The organism is Faecalibacterium sp. 3 (assembly GCF_048323735.1).
Lineage (GTDB): Bacteria > Bacillota > Clostridia > Oscillospirales > Ruminococcaceae > Faecalibacterium > Faecalibacterium wellingii.
In genome coordinates, this window is record NZ_JBLWFN010000004.1 from 13,731 (window position 1) to 29,951 (window position 16,221).

Here is a 16,221-nt window from a genome sequence, read left to right on the forward strand (position 1 = left end):
CAGGCTTTTTTCGCAATAGTGGCGACGAATTCGTTCTTGCTGTTTTTCGTTTGAAAAGAGCCTTATGACCTGGGCGCTCTCCGGTCGTGGGTGGCGTAGTAGGCTCGCTTATTTTCGTACATGCAATAGTCGGCCTTGTTCAGCAGCATTTGCATGACGCAGCCTTCATAATCGGTGGAGATCGCCCAACCGTAGGCGTAGCTGAGAGGAAGCTGATTGCTGTCACGGTTTGCAGCATCGGCTTCCCTGCGCAGACTGTCCAGTATGCCCTCCACCTCCTGCCGGTCCGTATGGTAAATGACCGCCATAAATTCATCGCCGCCGTATCTGCCCACGAAATGCTTTTCCGGGATCACCCGGCGTAAAAGCCGGGCAAAGCTCAGGATCAGTTGGTCACCCGCCGAATGACCCCTCGTATCGTTGACGGTTTTTAGATTGTTCAGGTCAAATATGACGCAGGCCGTAGGCTCCCGGAGAATTTCCCTGTTGTTGAGAAGCTCCTCGCAGGAGCCTTTGTTGGGCAGGCCGGTATGGATGTCGATGTATGCCTTCTGCTCCAGCAGTTGGTTTTTCCGGGCCATTTTCAGTGCCATGGCGGTCTGGAGCATGATCAGGATCACCAGGCACAGCATATCCAGTGCCGAGAGGATCTCAATAGTGCGGATCTTCATGGCGATCTTTTCTGAATAATGTTCCGCGGCAGACACCGTTTCGTCCGCCATTTCAAAATAGGTCTCGCTCATGGCAACGATTTGGGTGTTCTCATATCCACGCTGTCTGGCCGCCGCGACCTCCGCCTTGAGCCGCTCCCAGTAGGCACGCTGGATGTCCAGCCTTTCCTGATAGGCCGCGTCCTTGAGCTTTACCAATTCGTAGTGCCCATTCCCGGATGTCAGATCGCTTAAAATATCGTCTAAATACGCGATCAACTCATCGTTTCGGGTGCCTGTGATCTCCAGCTTTACCGCCCGCTGCGTGGCTCCGCGCACCAGACCGGCATAATTGATGACGCGGGCCGTGCCCTTCAGGTTGCCGATCTCGACCATCATCAGAGCGACAAGGATCACCAAAATCAGCACAAGGCAGCTTTGCAGGATGCTGATGAGATTTTTGCGATCTATTTTTACATTTCCTTTTATCATAACGACCTCGATCACGGAACGACCATGATATACTTTATTGCGAATCAGTCTTGATGAATACTTTACTCTGTAACGCACATCATGTCAATAACAATGGAAATTTTTCTACTGTCTCCCAAGAATGATCGGCATGAATAAAATGAAAAGCACGCACTTTATTGCTTGTTTCGGTTGGATAGCTTAGGCTTGCCAGGGACCGCCTCATCCGCCTTGGATGGGCGACCCCTGCGAGCCCCAACCAATTTCTCCGCTTTCTGGTTTTCAGGCATAGTCTTTTCTGCTTTCGGCGGACTGCCACGGCACAGCTTTTTCGGCTTCTATAATTGTAAGGAACATGGCTTTTCGCTGAATGGAAAGCGAAGCTGACCCGGGCTGGGGCGGTCTGTATTAAAGCGATATTTTTTTTTGAAATTATCTTGACAAATTTTATCAAGATTGATATGATGGTATTAACAAGCAAGCGAAAAGAGGATGTGGAGCATGATCATCACCAAAGAGACGGACTACGCGCTGCGCATTTTGCGGGTGCTGCTGGACGGGGAGAAGCATTCGGTGGCCGAGATGTCGGAAACGGAATTGATCCCCAATCAGTTTGCCTACCAGATTCTGCGCAAACTCTCCGCCGGCAATTTGGTGCGGGTGAGCCGCGGCGCTCTCGGCGGCTGCGAGCTGTCCTGCGATCTGGACGCGACCTCCCTCTACGATCTCATGGGGGTCGTGGGGGAGCGAGGCATCCTGTGCGCCTGCATGGAGCCGGGATATGAATGCCGCTGGCAGGACAAGCATGGGCGGTGCACCATCCACTGTCAGCTGGCGGCCTTGCAGCAAAAGCAGGACGAGGCGTTCCGTGCCGTGAGCCTGCGCAGGCTGCTGACCGGCGGATTCGATCCCCAAGATACAAGCAAGCTGTAAAATTTTAAAAGGAGGTACCCGTATGCTGTTTCAAACCACGTCGGCGCACGAAGAGCTGCGCGCGAAGATCCGGAGTTTTGCGGAGGAGGAGATCAAGCCCCTCGCATTTTTAATGGATCAGAACAATGAGTTTCCCGAGGAGGCTGTCAAGAAGCTGGGTAAGCTGGGCTGGATGGGCATTCCCTACCCCAAGGAGTACGGCGGTGCCGGTCTTGATGCTCTGAGCTACGCCATCGCGGTGGAGGAGCTGGCCCGTGTGGACGGCGGCACGGGCGTAATCCTCTCCGCCCACGTCTCCCTCGGCTCATGGCCCATTTTCGCCTATGGCACCGAGGAGCAGAAGAAGAAATATCTGGTTCCGCTGGCCAAGGGCGAGAAGATCGGCGCCTTCGGCCTTACGGAGACCAACGCCGGATCCGACGCCGGCGGCACGGAGACCACGGCGCTGGATAAGGGGGACTACTACCTCCTCAACGGCGGCAAGATCTTCATTACCAACGCCCCTAAGGCGGACACCTATGTGGTTTTCGCCGTCACCACGCCGGACATCGGCACCCGGGGCATCTCCGCTTTCATCGTGGAGAAGGGCTGGAAGGGCTTTGAGTTCGGCGACCACTATGACAAGATGGGTATTCGCTCCTCCTCCACGGCGGAGCTGATCTTCAACAACGTGAAGGTTCCCAAGGAAAACCTATTGGGCAAGGAGGGCGAGGGCTTCAAGATTGCCATGTCCACGCTGGACGGCGGACGCATCGGCATCGCCGCGCAGGCGCTGGGCATCGCCCAGGGCGCGTTTGAGCACGCGTTGAGCTATTCCAAGGAGCGCGTCCAGTTCGGCAAGCCCATCGCGGCCCAGCAGAGCATCGCCTTCAAGCTGGCAGATATGGCAACCAAGCTGCGCTGCGCTCGGTTCCTCATCTACTCCGCGGCGGAGCTGAAGGAGCAGCACGCGCCTTACGGCATGGAGTCCGCCATGGCGAAGATGTACGCCTCGGACATCGCGCTGGAGGTCACCAACGATGCCTTGCAGATCCACGGCGGCAGCGGCTACCTCAAGGGCATGGAGGTGGAACGGGCCTACCGCGACGCCAAGATCACCACCCTCTACGAGGGCACTAACGAGATCCAGCGGGTGGTCATCGCCTCTCATCTGTTGGGCAGGCTGGGCAAGAGCTCCGGCGGCGAGAGCCGTTCGGCGGCCAAGAAACCCGCGCCCATCACCGGCATTCGCAAAAAGACCATCTTCCGGGAGGGGGATGCTGCCCAGCAGGTGGCCGACCTTGTGGCGGCGCTGAAGAAGGATGGTCACGACTTCTCCGTGGGCATCCCTATGGATACGCCCATCCCGCAGGCGGAACGGGTGGTCTCCGCGGGCAAGGGCATCGGGGAGAAAAAGAACATGAAACTGGTAGAGTCGCTGGCCAAGGCCGCCGGCGCGGCCATCGGTTCTTCCCGCCCTGTGGCGGAGACTCTCAAATATCTGCCGCTGAACCGCTATGTGGGTATGTCCGGTCAGAAGTTCACCGGCAATCTGTACATCGCCTGCGGCATCTCCGGCGCATCCCAGCACCTTAAGGGCATCAAGGACGCCTCCACCATCGTGGCCATCAATAAGAACGGTAACGCGCCTATCTTCAAGAACTGCGACTACGGCATCGTGGGCGATGTGGAGGAGATCCTGCCCCTGCTCACTGCCGCGCTGGATAGCGGCGAAAAGCTGCCCGCGCCGCCCATGGTAAAGATGAAGCGGCCCACGCCGCCGAAGCCCGCCCCCATCGGCGACCGCTACGTCTGCAGCGGCTGCGGCTACGAGTATGTGCCGGAGTTGGGCGACGAGGACGGCGAGATCGCGCCCGGTACGCTCTTTGAGCAGCTTCCCGCCGAGTGGGTGTGTCCCGAGTGCGCGGAGACGAAGGATCAATTTGTAAAGGCTTGAGGCCGTGAAGGAGGCAAGATAAGATGTATTGCGTGCGTAAAGTAACGAACGACCTCTACTGGGTGGGCGCCAACGACCATCGCCTGGCCCTGTTTGAAAACTGCTTTCCCATTCCCCGGGGCGTAAGCTACAACGCCTACTGCCTGCTGGATGAAAAGACGGTGCTCTTTGACACGGTGGACTGGTCTGCCTGCCGCCAGCTTTTGGAAAATCTGGCGTATGTGCTGGATGGCCGCGAGCTGGACTACCTGCTGGTCAACCATCTGGAGCCGGATCACGCCGCCTGCATCGAGGAGATCCTGCTACGCCATCCCAAGGTGAAACTGATCTCCAATGAGAAGGCATTCATGCTCATGCGGCAGTTCGGCTTCCATGTGGACGGACATGAGTGCATCGAGGTGAAGGAGGGCGACACCTTCTCCTTCGGCAAGCACACCGTCACCTTTGTGGGCGCGCCTATGGTTCACTGGCCGGAGGCCATGGTGACCCTCGACGTCACCGACGGCGTCCTCTTTTCCGCCGACGCCTTCGGCACCTTCGGCGCGCTGGACGGCAAGCTGTTCGCCGACGAGGTGGACTTCGAGCGGGACTGGCTGGACGACGCCCGCCGCTACCTCACCAACATCGTGGGCAAGTACGGCCCCCACATCCAGCTCCTGCTGAAAAAGGCCGGCGGCGTTTTGGATCAGATCAAGTACATCTGCCCGCTCCACGGCCCCGTGTGGCGCAAGGATCTGGGCTGGTTCATTGAAAAGTACGACACATGGAGCCGCTATGCCCCTGAGACCCAGGGCGTGCTCATCGTCTACGCCTCTATGTACGGCAACACGGAGAACGCGGCGCAGGCGCTGGCGACGTCGCTCTGCGATAAGGGCATGAGCAAGGTGGCGATGTACGATGTGTCCTCCACTCATGTCTCCCAGCTGATCTCCGAGGCGTTTAAGTACAGTCACATTGTCCTGGCCTCTGTGACCTACAACCTCGGCATCTACCCTGCCATGCATGACTTCCTCATGGATATGAAGGCACTGAATCTGCAAAACCGCACCTTTGCCATCATTGAAAACGGCTCATGGGCGGTGAAGTCCGGTGACCTCATGCAGAAATTCGTCAACAATGAGCTTAAGAACATGACGGTGCTCAACGAGCGGCTCAGCCTCGCCTCGTCCATGGGCACGGACAAGCGCACTGAGCTGGAAGCACTGGCGGACGCCATTCTGGAATCTATGAAGTAACTGGCAGGAAAGCCAAAACCAAGACAACAGACAACAAACAGCCCCGCCGCGTCGGCTGCAGAAAAACCGGCTTTCAAAAAAAGAGCGGGCAAGCGTGATACTGCGCTTGCCCGCTCTTTTCCAAAAAGGACATGAGAAGTGACCGGAGAAGATGAGAGGATCGAAATGGAGATCAGAAAACGAAATGGGGAGTCTGTTCCCTTTCAACAGGAGAAAATTTTCAACGCCATGAAAAAGGCGTTTGACGGACAGGGCAAGGAGATCGGGAGCAGAGAGATGGATGAGATCCTCGCCACCGTTCTCAACAATCTCTCCGTCACAGTGCCGCTCACCGTAGAACGTGTGCAGGACGAGGTGGAGCGAACGCTCATGGAGCGCGGACACTATGAGGTGGCCAAGGCGTACATCCTCTACCGCGAAAAGCGGTCTGCGCTGCGCCGTGTCCGGCATACCATCGCGCGGACGGTGGGGGATGACTCGCTTGACGAGGTGCTGCGCCACATCCAGATGGATTTTACCGAGGAAGTCTACTCCCTCGCGGCGCTTCAAATGAAGTTTGAGAGCTTCTGTCGCCTGGGCATGACGGAGGATGAGCGGGCTGAGGCACTGACCAAGGCGGCGGTAGAGCTGACTACGGCAGAGGCACCCAAGTGGGAGTTCATCGCGGCGCGGCTTCTGAACCACTCCTTTCGATGTCGCAACGCACAGGAATGGGAGGGGCGCGGCATCAGCGACCTCTATGGCAGGCTTCGCTATCTGACGGATAAGGGACTCTACGGTGACTATATCCTTGCCCACTATACCCACGAGGAGATTGCCATGGCGGAGGACTTTCTCTGCCCGGAACGGGACGAGCTGTTCACCTACTCCGGCCTTGACCTGCTGCTCAAACGCTATGTGATCCAGTCACGCAGCCGCGTGCCGCTGGAAACACCGCAGGAGATGTTTTTGGGTATCGCGCTGCATCTTGCTATGAACGAAGGCTCTGATCGCATGGGGTGGGTAAAACGCTTTTACGATATGCTCAGCCGTATGGAAGTCACGATGGCGACACCTACCATGTCCAACGCACGAAAGCCCTACCATCAGCTTTCAAGTTGCTTTGTGGACACTGTGCCGGACAGTCTGGACGGCATCTACCGCTCGCTGGACAACTTCGCAAAGGTCTCTAAATTCGGCGGTGGAATGGGGATGTACTTCGGTAAGGTGCGCGCTGCAGGCAGCACCATCCGCGGCTTTCAAGGGGCGGCGGGCGGTGTTATCCGCTGGATCCGGCTGGTCAACGACACCGCCGTGGCGGTGGATCAGTTGGGGATGCGGCAGGGCGCTGTGGCGGTTTACTTAGACGCATGGCACCGGGATCTGCCGGAATTCCTTCAACTTCGCACTAACAACGGCGACGACCGCATGAAGGCACATGATGTGTTTCCCGCCGTGTGCTATCCGGATCTCTTCTGGCGACTAGCGGAGGAGAACATAGACGCGCCGTGGCATCTCATGTGTCCGCATGAGATCCTCACGGTCAAGGGCTACGCACTGGAGGATTACTGGGGTACAGAATGGGAGAAGCGGTATCTGGACTGCGTCAATGACCCGCGCATCGAAAAGCGCAGCGTCACCGTCAAGGACATCGTGCGGCTGGTGCTTCGCTCGGCAGTGGAGACCGGCACGCCCTTCGCTTTCAATCGAGACAGTGTAAATCATATGAACCCAAACGGCCACACAGGAATGATCTATTGCTCCAATCTCTGTACGGAGATCGCGCAGAACATGGCACCCATCGAGCACATCAGCACTGAGGTGCACACGGAGAACGGCGACACAATAGTGGTGACGGCCACACGCCCAGGTGAGTTTGTGGTCTGCAATCTGGCGAGTCTGTCTCTCGGTAATCTGCCGGTGGAGGACGAGGCCTATATGGAACGCACGGTGGAAACGGCCATCCGCGCACTGGATAATGTGATCGACCTCAACTTCTACCCGTTGGAATACGCGCGGCTTACCAATCAGAAGTACCGCAGCATCGGCCTGGGCGTCAGCGGCTACCACCACATGCTGGCAAAGCGCGGCATCCACTGGGAGAGCGATGAGCACCTTGCCTTCACCGATGCAGTATTCGAGCTCATCAACTACGCCGCCGTCAAGGCGGACACAGCACTGGCACGGGAAAAGGGTCGTTACGCGCTCTTTGAGGGCAGCGACTGGCAGACGGGCGCGTATTTTGAAAAGCGGGGTTATACCTCCGAAAAGTGGCGGGCGCTTGCGAAAACGGTGGCGGTGCAGGGAATGCGCAACGCCTATCTGCTGGCGGTCGCACCGACCTCCAGCACATCTATCCTCTCCGGCACGTCGGCGGGCATAGATCCAATTATGAAGAAATTCTTTTTAGAGGAAAAAAAGGGCAGCATGCTGCCCCGCGTTGCTCCGGAGCTTTCTATGGACACATGGTGGTACTATAAGGCAGCGCATCTGATCGACCAAAGCTGGTCGGTACGCGCCGCGGGCCTTCGCCAGAGACATATTGACCAGGCGCAGAGCATGAATCTCTATATCACCAACGACTATTCCATGCGTCAGGTGCTCAGACTGTATTTGGAGGCGTGGAGGGCCGGCGTCAAGACCATTTACTATGTCCGCAGCAAGGCCCTTGAGGTCGAGGCCTGCGAAAGCTGCTCGTCATAAGGAGGATAGCATGACGGAACTGAAGAAAAAGCCCCTCTTTAACCCGGAGGGCGACCCCGATGTGCGCCTGCGGCGCATGATCGGCGGCAATACCACAAACCTCAACGACTTCAACAATATGAAGTACGCTTGGGTCAGCGACTGGTACCGGCAGGCCATGAACAACTTTTGGATCCCTGAGGAGATCAATCTCTCGCAGGATGTGAAGGACTATCCACGCCTGCTGTCAGCCGAGCGCAGCGCCTACGATAAAATTCTGAGTTTTCTTGTCTTTTTGGATTCCATTCAGACAGCGAACCTGCCTAATATCGGCGCCTACATTACCGCCAACGAGGTCAATCTCTGCCTGTCCATTCAGGCGTTTCAGGAGTGTGTCCACTCACAGAGCTACAGCTATATGCTCGACACCATCTGTTCCCCCGTGGAGCGCAATGACATCCTCTACCAATGGAAAACGGACGAGCATCTGCTGCGCCGCAACACCTTCATTGGGGACTGCTACAACGAGTTTCAGGAGCGGAAGGACGCTCCCACGTTGCTGCGCGTGATGATGGCAAACTATATTTTGGAGGGCATCTATTTTTACAGCGGCTTTATGTTCTTCTACAATCTCTCCCGAAACGGGAAGATGCCCGGCTCGGCGCAGGAGATTCGCTACATAAACCGCGATGAGAACACGCACTTGTGGCTGTTCCGCAATATCATCACGGAGCTGCAAAAGGAGCAGCCGGAGTTGTTCACCGCCGAGAGCGTACAAGCGCTGCGCGAGATGATGCGTGAGGGCGTGGAGCAGGAGATCGCATGGGGGCATTATGTAATCGGCGACGACATCCCGGGGCTGAACCGGCAGATGATCAGCGATTACATCCGCTATCTCGGCAACCTCCGCTGGACGAGTCTTGGCTATTCCGCATTGTATCCAGGCTTTGAGAGCGAACCGGAGAGCATGGAATGGGTCAGCCAGTACGCCGACGCCAACATGGTCAAGACCGATTTCTTTGAGGCACGCAGTACCGCCTACGCCAAGAGCACCGCACTGATAGACGATTTATAAGAAAACCAAAGACATCAGAATAGGAGATACTACTATGAATTACAGCGCTATGATTCAAAATCGCAGATCCGTTCGCGCATTCCGCGAAAAGGAAGTTCCGAGCGAGGCTATCGGCCAGCTCCGATCCTACTATGAAAAGACCTGCCCCCGTCTTGTCCCGGAGATTGCAACGGAGTTGATCGTCTTGGACAAGGATGCACAGCCGGCGCTGGAGAGCTCAGCGGGCTATAATCAATTTCTCATCGGAGCACCGCACTACCTGCTCCTTATGTCTGCCCCGCATTCCTATGCGGCCATCAACGCCGGCTACATGATGGAAGATCTCGTCCTCAAGCTGACTGAGTTGGACATTGACACCTGCTGGATGACCTTCACCGACAGCGACAAAATCAAAAAGGCACTGTCTCTCGCCACCCCGTTAGAGGTGGCGGCAATCGTTGCCTTTGGCTACGGGGAAAAGACCGCAAAAAAGCTGCGGCTGAATATCCTAAGTATGTCTCAGATCGATGTGCGGGCCGAGCAGCAGTACTACGCGCCCAAAAAGGGCGTGCACGATTTGGTTCACATGGGGAGCTGGAGCAACAAGTCTGGGCTTGACGAGATGATGGACTTCTACGACGATATGCTCTGGCAGTCCTTCTACGCCGCTTCGCTCTCCCCCAGCTATCTCAACCGTCAGCCCTATGGCTTCCTTGTGCAGGATCACAGCATCTATTTGGTGCAGCAGGAGGATGCCTACACCGATAATTTGGATGCCGCATTGGATCTCGGTATTGTCATGCTCCACTTCTCCGCCGTCGCCTCCCAGTGGGCGGGGCAGGTACGCTGGGAACTTTCACCTGCTGCGCCCGACGGCCTGCCGGAAGGACTTCGCTCCGCTGCGGTGTACCACATGTAACGACTCTGGGGGAAGCAAGTCAACGGTAAAATGCGCGACCGTCGATCCGCGGTTGAGCGTATGTTTCGTTAGAAAAGAAGAACCTATCAGTCAGAGTCTGAGTAAGGAAAATAGGAGGTATATTTTATATGGCTATCCAAACGGTAACAGATGCCATCCGCTATGTAGGGGTGGATGATAACACATTGGCACTCTTTGAAAACCAGTACCCCGTCCAGCCTATGGGAGTGAGCTACAACTCCTATGTCATTCTGGATGAGAAGATTGCCGTGATGGACAGCGTGGACGCACGGGCAACGGAAGAATGGCTTTCCAATGTGGCGCGGGTGTTGGAGGGGCGCAGGCCCGACTATCTTGTGGTCACACACATGGAGCCGGATCATTCCGGCAGTCTCATGCGGCTGGCACAAAAGTACCCGGAGATGAAGATCGTGGGAAACGCGAAAACATTTACCCTGATCAAGCAGTTCTTCGGCACAGGTGCATTGTCGGAAGACCGTATGCTGGAGGTTGGCGAAAGAGATACGCTTTCCTTGGGTTTGCACCGGCTGCGCTTTCTGCTGGCGCCGATGGTACACTGGCCGGAGGTGATGACGGCGTATGAGGAAACGGAAAAAATCCTGTTCTCGGCGGATGCCTTCGGACGCTTTGGCTCACTGGAACGGACTGCCCGTGCCCCCTGGGTGCCGCAGGCCCGACGGTATTATTACAATATTATCGGGAAATATGGCGCACAGGTGCAGGCTCTGCTGAAAAAAATCTCCGCGCTGGAGATCAAAACAATCTGCCCGCTCCACGGTCCCGTGCTTACAGAAGGGCTGGAGGAGTGTCTGCGGTTCTATGATCTCTGGTCACAATGGGAACCAGAAGAATCGGAGAGCATACTGATTGCCCACGCATCCATCCATGGAAATACTGCCCATGCGGCGAAGACCCTCAAGGGTAAATTAGAGAAAAAAGGCGTACAGGTCAACATATGTGATCTCACTGTGACAGATCTTTCCTACGCTGTTGCCAGTGCGTTCTACTGCGGGAAGTTGGTTTTAGCCAGCGCCACCTATGACGGAGGACTGTTTCCGCCCATGAGGGAGTTTTTGGAACATTTACGGACAAAGGGATTCCGAAACCGCCGGGTTGGCCTTATTGAAGACGGCTCTTGGGCACCTGCTGCCGCGCGGCTGATGCGCACCAAATTGGAGGAGATGAAGGATATCCACCTTTACGAAACGGTAGTGTCTCTGCGTGGTGCATTGAACCAAACCAGCGAAGCGCAGATGGACGCTCTGGTGGCTGAGCTCTGCGCAGAATAAGCTGCAACAAACCGCAGCTATTTTCGTACAGATGATGGTCTTACTCATCTGCTTTATGTCCCAAGGGCAGAGTACCGTCATCTCAGGTTGAGGTCACGATGTGGTGTGGGGCGAGACCGGAGTCTTGAGAATACCCAAACAAAGGAAAGGAGCTGACAGATATGGCAGCTATGAACATGAATCAGGAGCAGTTTGAGCAGGCGATCCGGGAGAAAAAGCCCGTTTTGGTGGATTTCTGGGCGCCCTGGTGCAGCTACTGCCGGAGGATCGGCCCCGCGTATGAGAAGATCGGAGAGGAATACGCGGACAGCCTCGCCGTCGGCAAGATCAACATTGACGAGGAGCCGCGGCTGGCGGGGGCCGAGGGGATCGAGGACATCCCAACTCTGGTGCTGTACCGGAACGGAAAGGCCGTGGATTCCATCATCGCGCCCGGCTCAAAGGCAGAAATCGACCGTTTCATTCAGGAAGCCTTGGCGAAATAACGGAGGGTTCAGATATGAACAACAATCATGTTTATGATATGCTCGTGGTGGGCGGCGGCCCGAGCGGCTACACCGCCGCCCTGTACGCGGCACGGGCGGGGCTGGACACCATCGTGCTGGAAAAACTGTCCGCCGGTGGGCAGATGGCCCTGACCGAGCAGATCGACAACTATCCCGGCTTTGAGAACGGGATCGACGGCTTCTCTCTGGCGGAGAAGATGCAAAAGCAGGCGGAGCGTTTTGGGGCACGCAGCGAATACGCGGAAGTTCTCCGCATGGATCTGACGGCGGTTCCCAAGCTCGTGGAGACCAGCGAGGGGATCTTCCGGGGGAAAACCGTGGTGCTGGCCACCGGCGCAGATCCCAGAACGCTGGGCGTTGCCGGAGAGACGGAGCTGTTGGGCCGGGGCGTGGCCTACTGCGCCGCCTGCGACGGGATGTTTTACAAGGGCAAAACGGTGGTCGTGGTGGGCGGCGGCAATTCCGCCGCGGCAGATGCCCTCCTTCTCAGCCGCGTGGCGAAAAAAGTGATCCTCGTCCACCGCAGAGACACCCTGCGGGCCACCAAGATCTATCACGAGTCGCTGTCACATGCCGAAAACGTGGAATTCCGTTGGAACAGCGTCGTTTCCGCGCTGCTTTCCGGGGACAGGCTGACCGGCGTTCGCCTGCGGGACACCGTCACCGGTGAGGAAAGCGTGGTGGACTGCGACGGCGTATTTGTCAGCGTGGGCCGACAGCCCGCCACGGAGCTGGCGGTGGGTCAACTGGAGCTGGACGGCGGCGGCTATATCGTGGCCGGAGAGACCACGGAAACCAGTATTCCCGGCGTATACGCCGTGGGCGACGTGAGGACGAAGCCCCTCCGTCAGGTGGTCACCGCCGTGGCGGACGGCGCGGTGGCAGTCCACATGGCGGAGAAATATATCGCGGAAAACCGATAAGGGAGGTAGATTGAAAAAGCCATGTTTAAGGTCAGGCCGGATACGACCGCAGTGGGGATGCCGACATATCTGCAAGGCAAACTGCCAGACTGATGGTAGATAAGATAACCCATGTAAGATCGGGAGATATGTTGTCTCTCCATATCCAGTCCACACAACAGTGAGCAACTGAACACAAAACACAGCCACAGATGTACTCTGCGGCTGTGTTTTTATGCGTAGTATTACCGCGTGACAAGCGGTTTTACTGTGACGGCGTCACATAATTTGAGAAAATCGGCTTCGAGGCAGCTTTTGGAGCACAAGCCCTTTGTGCTTGTTGACAGAGAAAAAAATATAGGTATAATAAAAGCAAAATAATAAGATTCATTCTTGCATTTGGAGAGTTGGCGGTACGCCAAAATACGCAGAGGAGATATTGGCCGCCGTAACGGAGCTGCAACAGCATCCCAAGGCGGAGCAGGTGTTCCTGGAGATGAAAAGGGAGCATCCCAGCATCGCTCTGGGTACGGTATATCTGCCCCCATGCCGGGAGCAGGAAAAGACAATCTTATGGAGGAGAAGTATCATGAACGCTAACGTATCTCTTCTGCTCAACGAGCAGATCAATAAGGAGTTCTACTCCGCCTATCTGTATCTGGACTTTGCCAACTACTACGCCGCCGTCGGACTGGACGGCTTTGAGAACTGGTACCGGGTACAGGCGCAGGAGGAACGTGATCACGCCATGCTGTTTTATCAGTATTTGCAGAATAACGGCGAGGACGTCACCTTTGAGGCTATCGCAAAGCCGGAGTGGGAACGAGGCGACCACATGGCCCCGCTGAAAAAAGCACTGGAACACGAGATGCTGGTCACCGCCAGCATCAATGCCATCTACGCCGCCGCATACGAGGTCAGGGACTTCCGCACCATGCAGATGCTGGACTGGTTCATCAAGGAACAGGGCGAGGAGGAGAAGAACGCCGCTGACCTCATTACCAAGATGGATCTGTTCGGCGGTGACAGCAAGGGGCTGTATATGCTAAACAGCGAGCTGAAGGCACGGGTCTACACCGCGCCCTCGCTGGTGCTGTAAGCCCCGCGTGTCTGCGGGCTTTCGCATCAGGCAAAAGGCAGACTACATACAGGTGGTCTGCCTTTTCTTCCACCAGATGGTTAGAATTGAATAACTATGTATAAAACAGAAAGGACTTCAGAACTTGAACAAGGAAAAGGAGATCGAAACCGTTACCCTCATGGTGCGCCGGTATTGTTGTGGCGTGCATTGGACAAGGGGCGAGGCGCTTTGTCCGGCGTGCAATGCACTGCTGGAATACGCCAGAGAGCGGCGGGACAGATGCCTGCACGGGAAAATTTAGTGGCACTTTGAATCCTTTCCGAGAGGCACAATGGCGTTTCTTACTACAACTGCATCGGCACTGTCTCTTTTCTCACAGCTGTTTATGCTTCTGTCCCGGATGGCGAAGCTGTTCGGCGTGTTTGCGTAAGGAAGGAGGCGGCTCATGCAGAGTATAATAAATAAGCAGCGCCCGCCGGGAAATCTCCCGGCGGGCGCTGCTGTGTTCAGAGGAACGTTATTTTTCTTGCCTTACTTTGCGGCATCCACCAGCACACCAACGTAGCCGGCAGTATCCACCAGCGTGGCACCGGAAACGGCGTCCACAGCCTTTTCATCTTTGCTCAGAGCCTCGGCGTCGGCAATGCTCATGCCGTTCACGTGGTTCTGGATGGCGTCGTAGTTGGCATCCAGTGAAACGGTGGAACCAGCCTTTTCGGCCATCATCTTGCTGTAGTAATCGGCGTTGACCCGCTTGGACATCAGCACCTTGCCCTCGGCGTAGCCTGCGCCGAAGTCAGAATCGGAGTTGGGCACACCGACGACCCCGGCGTCCGAACCGGCAAACTGGAACTCGTCAATGTAGCTCAGCACGATGGTGTCCCCGGCGGTGGCGACAGCGCCGGAGGTGAAGCACTTGGTGCCGTGGGCGGCCCCATAGACCACATTCAGCTTCAGGTCCTCGGAACTGCCGTTGAACTCCACGGCCTGCGTGGTCTGGGCGTTTTTGGCGGCATCCACGATGGCAGAGAGATAACCGGCGGTATCCACCAGCGTTGCGCCGGAAACGGCGTCCACAGCCTCGGCACCCTTGGCGGCTACATCCTCCAGCTCGGAGATGGTCTTGCCGACAGCAAAGTTCTGGATGGCATCGAAGTTTGCGTCCAGAGCGACCGTGGAGCCGCCCTTTTCGGCCATCATCTTGCTGTAATAATCAGCGTTGGCCCGCTTGGACATCAGCACCTTGCCCTCGGCGTAGCCTGCGGCAAAGTCGGAGTCGGAGTTGGGCACAGCGGTCACGCCTGCATCGGCGCTAGTGAACTGGAAATCGTCGAGGTAGGCGGCGAGGATGACGTCATCCTTCACCACAGCCACCGCTTCGGTGAAGCACTTGGTGCCGTGGGCGGCAGCATAGGCCTGACCGATTTGGATGCCGCCTTCCACCGGGACGATGGCGGCGGGCTCAGCGGGGGCTGCGGCAGCAGAGTCGGCGGGAGCCTCTTCGGCCAGCTCCACACCCAGTGCGGCGGCAACAGCCTTCCGGACGGCCTTGGTGGTCACCGTGGCACCGGCAACGCCGTCGATGGCGGGACCGTTGGCGGCCACGACCTGCTTGGACAGCTCTTCCAGTGCAGCGCCGCCGATGCTTTTGGTCTCCTGTGCACCTTCCAGCTTGCAGTCGGTAACAGTGCCGTTGGCATCCACGGTCAGGGTGGCGGTGACAGCACCGCCAAAGCCGTCGGCAGAGCCGGTCTTAGTCACACCGGCAGCGGTGGAGCTGCTGCTGCCGCCGCAGGCGGCCAGAGAGACGCCAACAACGAGGCTCATGGCCACGGCAGCGCTCAGTTTGCGGATGATCTCCTGTTTCATGGGTCTTTCCTCCAGAGAAAAATCGGTTTGTGTTCGGTCCCCAGAAAATGTCATATCTTTTCAAGGATGTTTACAAAAGATAACATATTTTGTGAGGTGCTGTCAAGAGATTTTAGCACATACTTCGTGAAGAATGATAAATTGGTGTCAATTTGTGACGCTGACGGTATAAAAAAAGCCGGAAACCAACGTGCAGCGGTCGGTTCCCGGCAGACGGAAGCGCTAAGGCGAAACTCAACGCTTGATGTCGTAGTTCATGTTCATCAGGTTGCGGATGGAGCTTACTTCGTCGGTGATGTTGGCATCGCCGTGGATGGTGTGCTTGATGGCGCTGCTGGCCACGGCAAAGTTGATCATATCCATGGCCTTGTAGTCGTGCAGCATGGCGTAGATGAGGCCGCTGGCGAAGGCATCGCCGCCGCCCACGCGGTCGAGGATATTAATGCCGGTTCCGCCTATGCCTATTACCGATTCAGCTTGCTTTGTGACACGAATGTACGGCAACATTTTTATCTGCCGATAACTCAACCTGCGTCAATCGAACGCTGCAATGGAGATGGCGGAGAACAGTTTGCGCGTACGAGCGTTCAGCTCAAGCAATGCTTCGTTCTCTCAGCACATCTTCATTGTAGCTTAGGTTTGGGCATCTGTATAGCTCACTGGCTGTGAACTTCTCAGAACCAACACCATTGTA

13 protein-coding genes and 1 pseudogene are annotated in these 16,221 nt (G+C 56.5%); 11 read left to right on the forward strand and 3 right to left on the reverse strand.

The genetic code is table 11. The annotated features are described in order from the left end of the window. Positions 1–62: 62 nt before the first annotated feature. On the reverse strand, positions 63–1,142 hold the full coding sequence (locus ACNSPV_RS14230; RefSeq protein ID WP_348585048.1) for a GGDEF domain-containing protein: 1,080 nt from the start codon (positions 1,140–1,142) through the stop codon (positions 63–65). A gap of 480 nt (positions 1,143–1,622) precedes the next feature. On the opposite strand from ACNSPV_RS14230, the gene ACNSPV_RS14235 reads away from it, so the two are divergent. From ACNSPV_RS14235 to ACNSPV_RS14285, 11 genes are all read left to right on the forward strand, one after another. After that, positions 1,623–2,054 (forward strand): RrF2 family transcriptional regulator, encoded by a 432-nt coding sequence (locus tag ACNSPV_RS14235; protein ID WP_348585049.1) that lies wholly within the window; start codon positions 1,623–1,625, stop codon positions 2,052–2,054. Between the two features lie 22 nt (positions 2,055–2,076). Continuing rightward, positions 2,077–3,990 (forward strand): acyl-CoA dehydrogenase family protein, encoded by a 1,914-nt coding sequence (locus ACNSPV_RS14240; RefSeq protein WP_005946387.1) that lies wholly within the window; start codon positions 2,077–2,079, stop codon positions 3,988–3,990. 23 nt (positions 3,991–4,013) lie between these two features. Then, positions 4,014–5,225, forward strand: a complete 1,212-nt coding sequence (locus ACNSPV_RS14245) for an FprA family A-type flavoprotein (RefSeq protein WP_005946385.1) — start codon at positions 4,014–4,016, stop codon at positions 5,223–5,225. A 165-nt stretch (positions 5,226–5,390) separates the two neighbouring features. Further along, on the forward strand, positions 5,391–7,907 hold the full coding sequence (locus tag ACNSPV_RS14250) for a ribonucleoside-diphosphate reductase subunit alpha (RefSeq protein ID WP_348585050.1): 2,517 nt from the start codon (positions 5,391–5,393) through the stop codon (positions 7,905–7,907). Between the two features lie 10 nt (positions 7,908–7,917). Further along, positions 7,918–8,961, forward strand: a complete 1,044-nt coding sequence (locus tag ACNSPV_RS14255; RefSeq protein WP_348585051.1) for a ribonucleotide-diphosphate reductase subunit beta — start codon at positions 7,918–7,920, stop codon at positions 8,959–8,961. Positions 8,962–9,010: 49 nt separating this feature from the next. Next, on the forward strand, positions 9,011–9,859 hold the full coding sequence (locus ACNSPV_RS14260; protein ID WP_348585052.1) for a nitroreductase family protein: 849 nt from the start codon (positions 9,011–9,013) through the stop codon (positions 9,857–9,859). Positions 9,860–9,987: 128 nt separating this feature from the next. After that, positions 9,988–11,169 (forward strand): FprA family A-type flavoprotein, encoded by a 1,182-nt coding sequence (locus ACNSPV_RS14265; RefSeq protein WP_348585053.1) that lies wholly within the window; start codon positions 9,988–9,990, stop codon positions 11,167–11,169. A 161-nt stretch (positions 11,170–11,330) separates the two neighbouring features. Further along, positions 11,331–11,654, forward strand: coding sequence for a thioredoxin (gene trxA, locus ACNSPV_RS14270; protein ID WP_005921771.1), 324 nt, complete (start codon positions 11,331–11,333; stop codon positions 11,652–11,654). Between the two features lie 14 nt (positions 11,655–11,668). Continuing rightward, the gene (trxB, locus tag ACNSPV_RS14275; protein WP_348585054.1) at positions 11,669–12,598 is read left to right on the forward strand and encodes a thioredoxin-disulfide reductase; all 930 of its coding nucleotides are present in this window, start codon (positions 11,669–11,671) and stop codon (positions 12,596–12,598) included. A 568-nt stretch (positions 12,599–13,166) separates the two neighbouring features. Then, a complete protein-coding gene (locus ACNSPV_RS14280) occupies positions 13,167–13,676 on the forward strand; it encodes a ferritin (protein ID WP_154256539.1) in 510 nt (169 codons plus the stop codon). Positions 13,677–13,800: 124 nt separating this feature from the next. Then, complete coding sequence (locus tag ACNSPV_RS14285) at positions 13,801–13,959, forward strand: nitrous oxide-stimulated promoter family protein (RefSeq protein WP_143405660.1); 159 nt, start codon at positions 13,801–13,803, stop codon at positions 13,957–13,959. A 230-nt stretch (positions 13,960–14,189) separates the two neighbouring features. On the opposite strand, the gene ACNSPV_RS14290 is transcribed toward ACNSPV_RS14285, so the two are convergent. Together ACNSPV_RS14290 and ACNSPV_RS14295 are read right to left on the reverse strand one after the other, a co-directional pair. After that, a complete protein-coding gene (locus tag ACNSPV_RS14290) occupies positions 14,190–15,527 on the reverse strand; it encodes an FMN-binding protein (protein ID WP_348585055.1) in 1,338 nt (445 codons plus the stop codon). A 234-nt stretch (positions 15,528–15,761) separates the two neighbouring features. Continuing rightward, a pseudogene (locus tag ACNSPV_RS14295) lies at positions 15,762–15,968 on the reverse strand (PfkB family carbohydrate kinase); the annotation flags it as partial. Between the last annotated feature and the right edge of the window lie 253 nt (positions 15,969–16,221).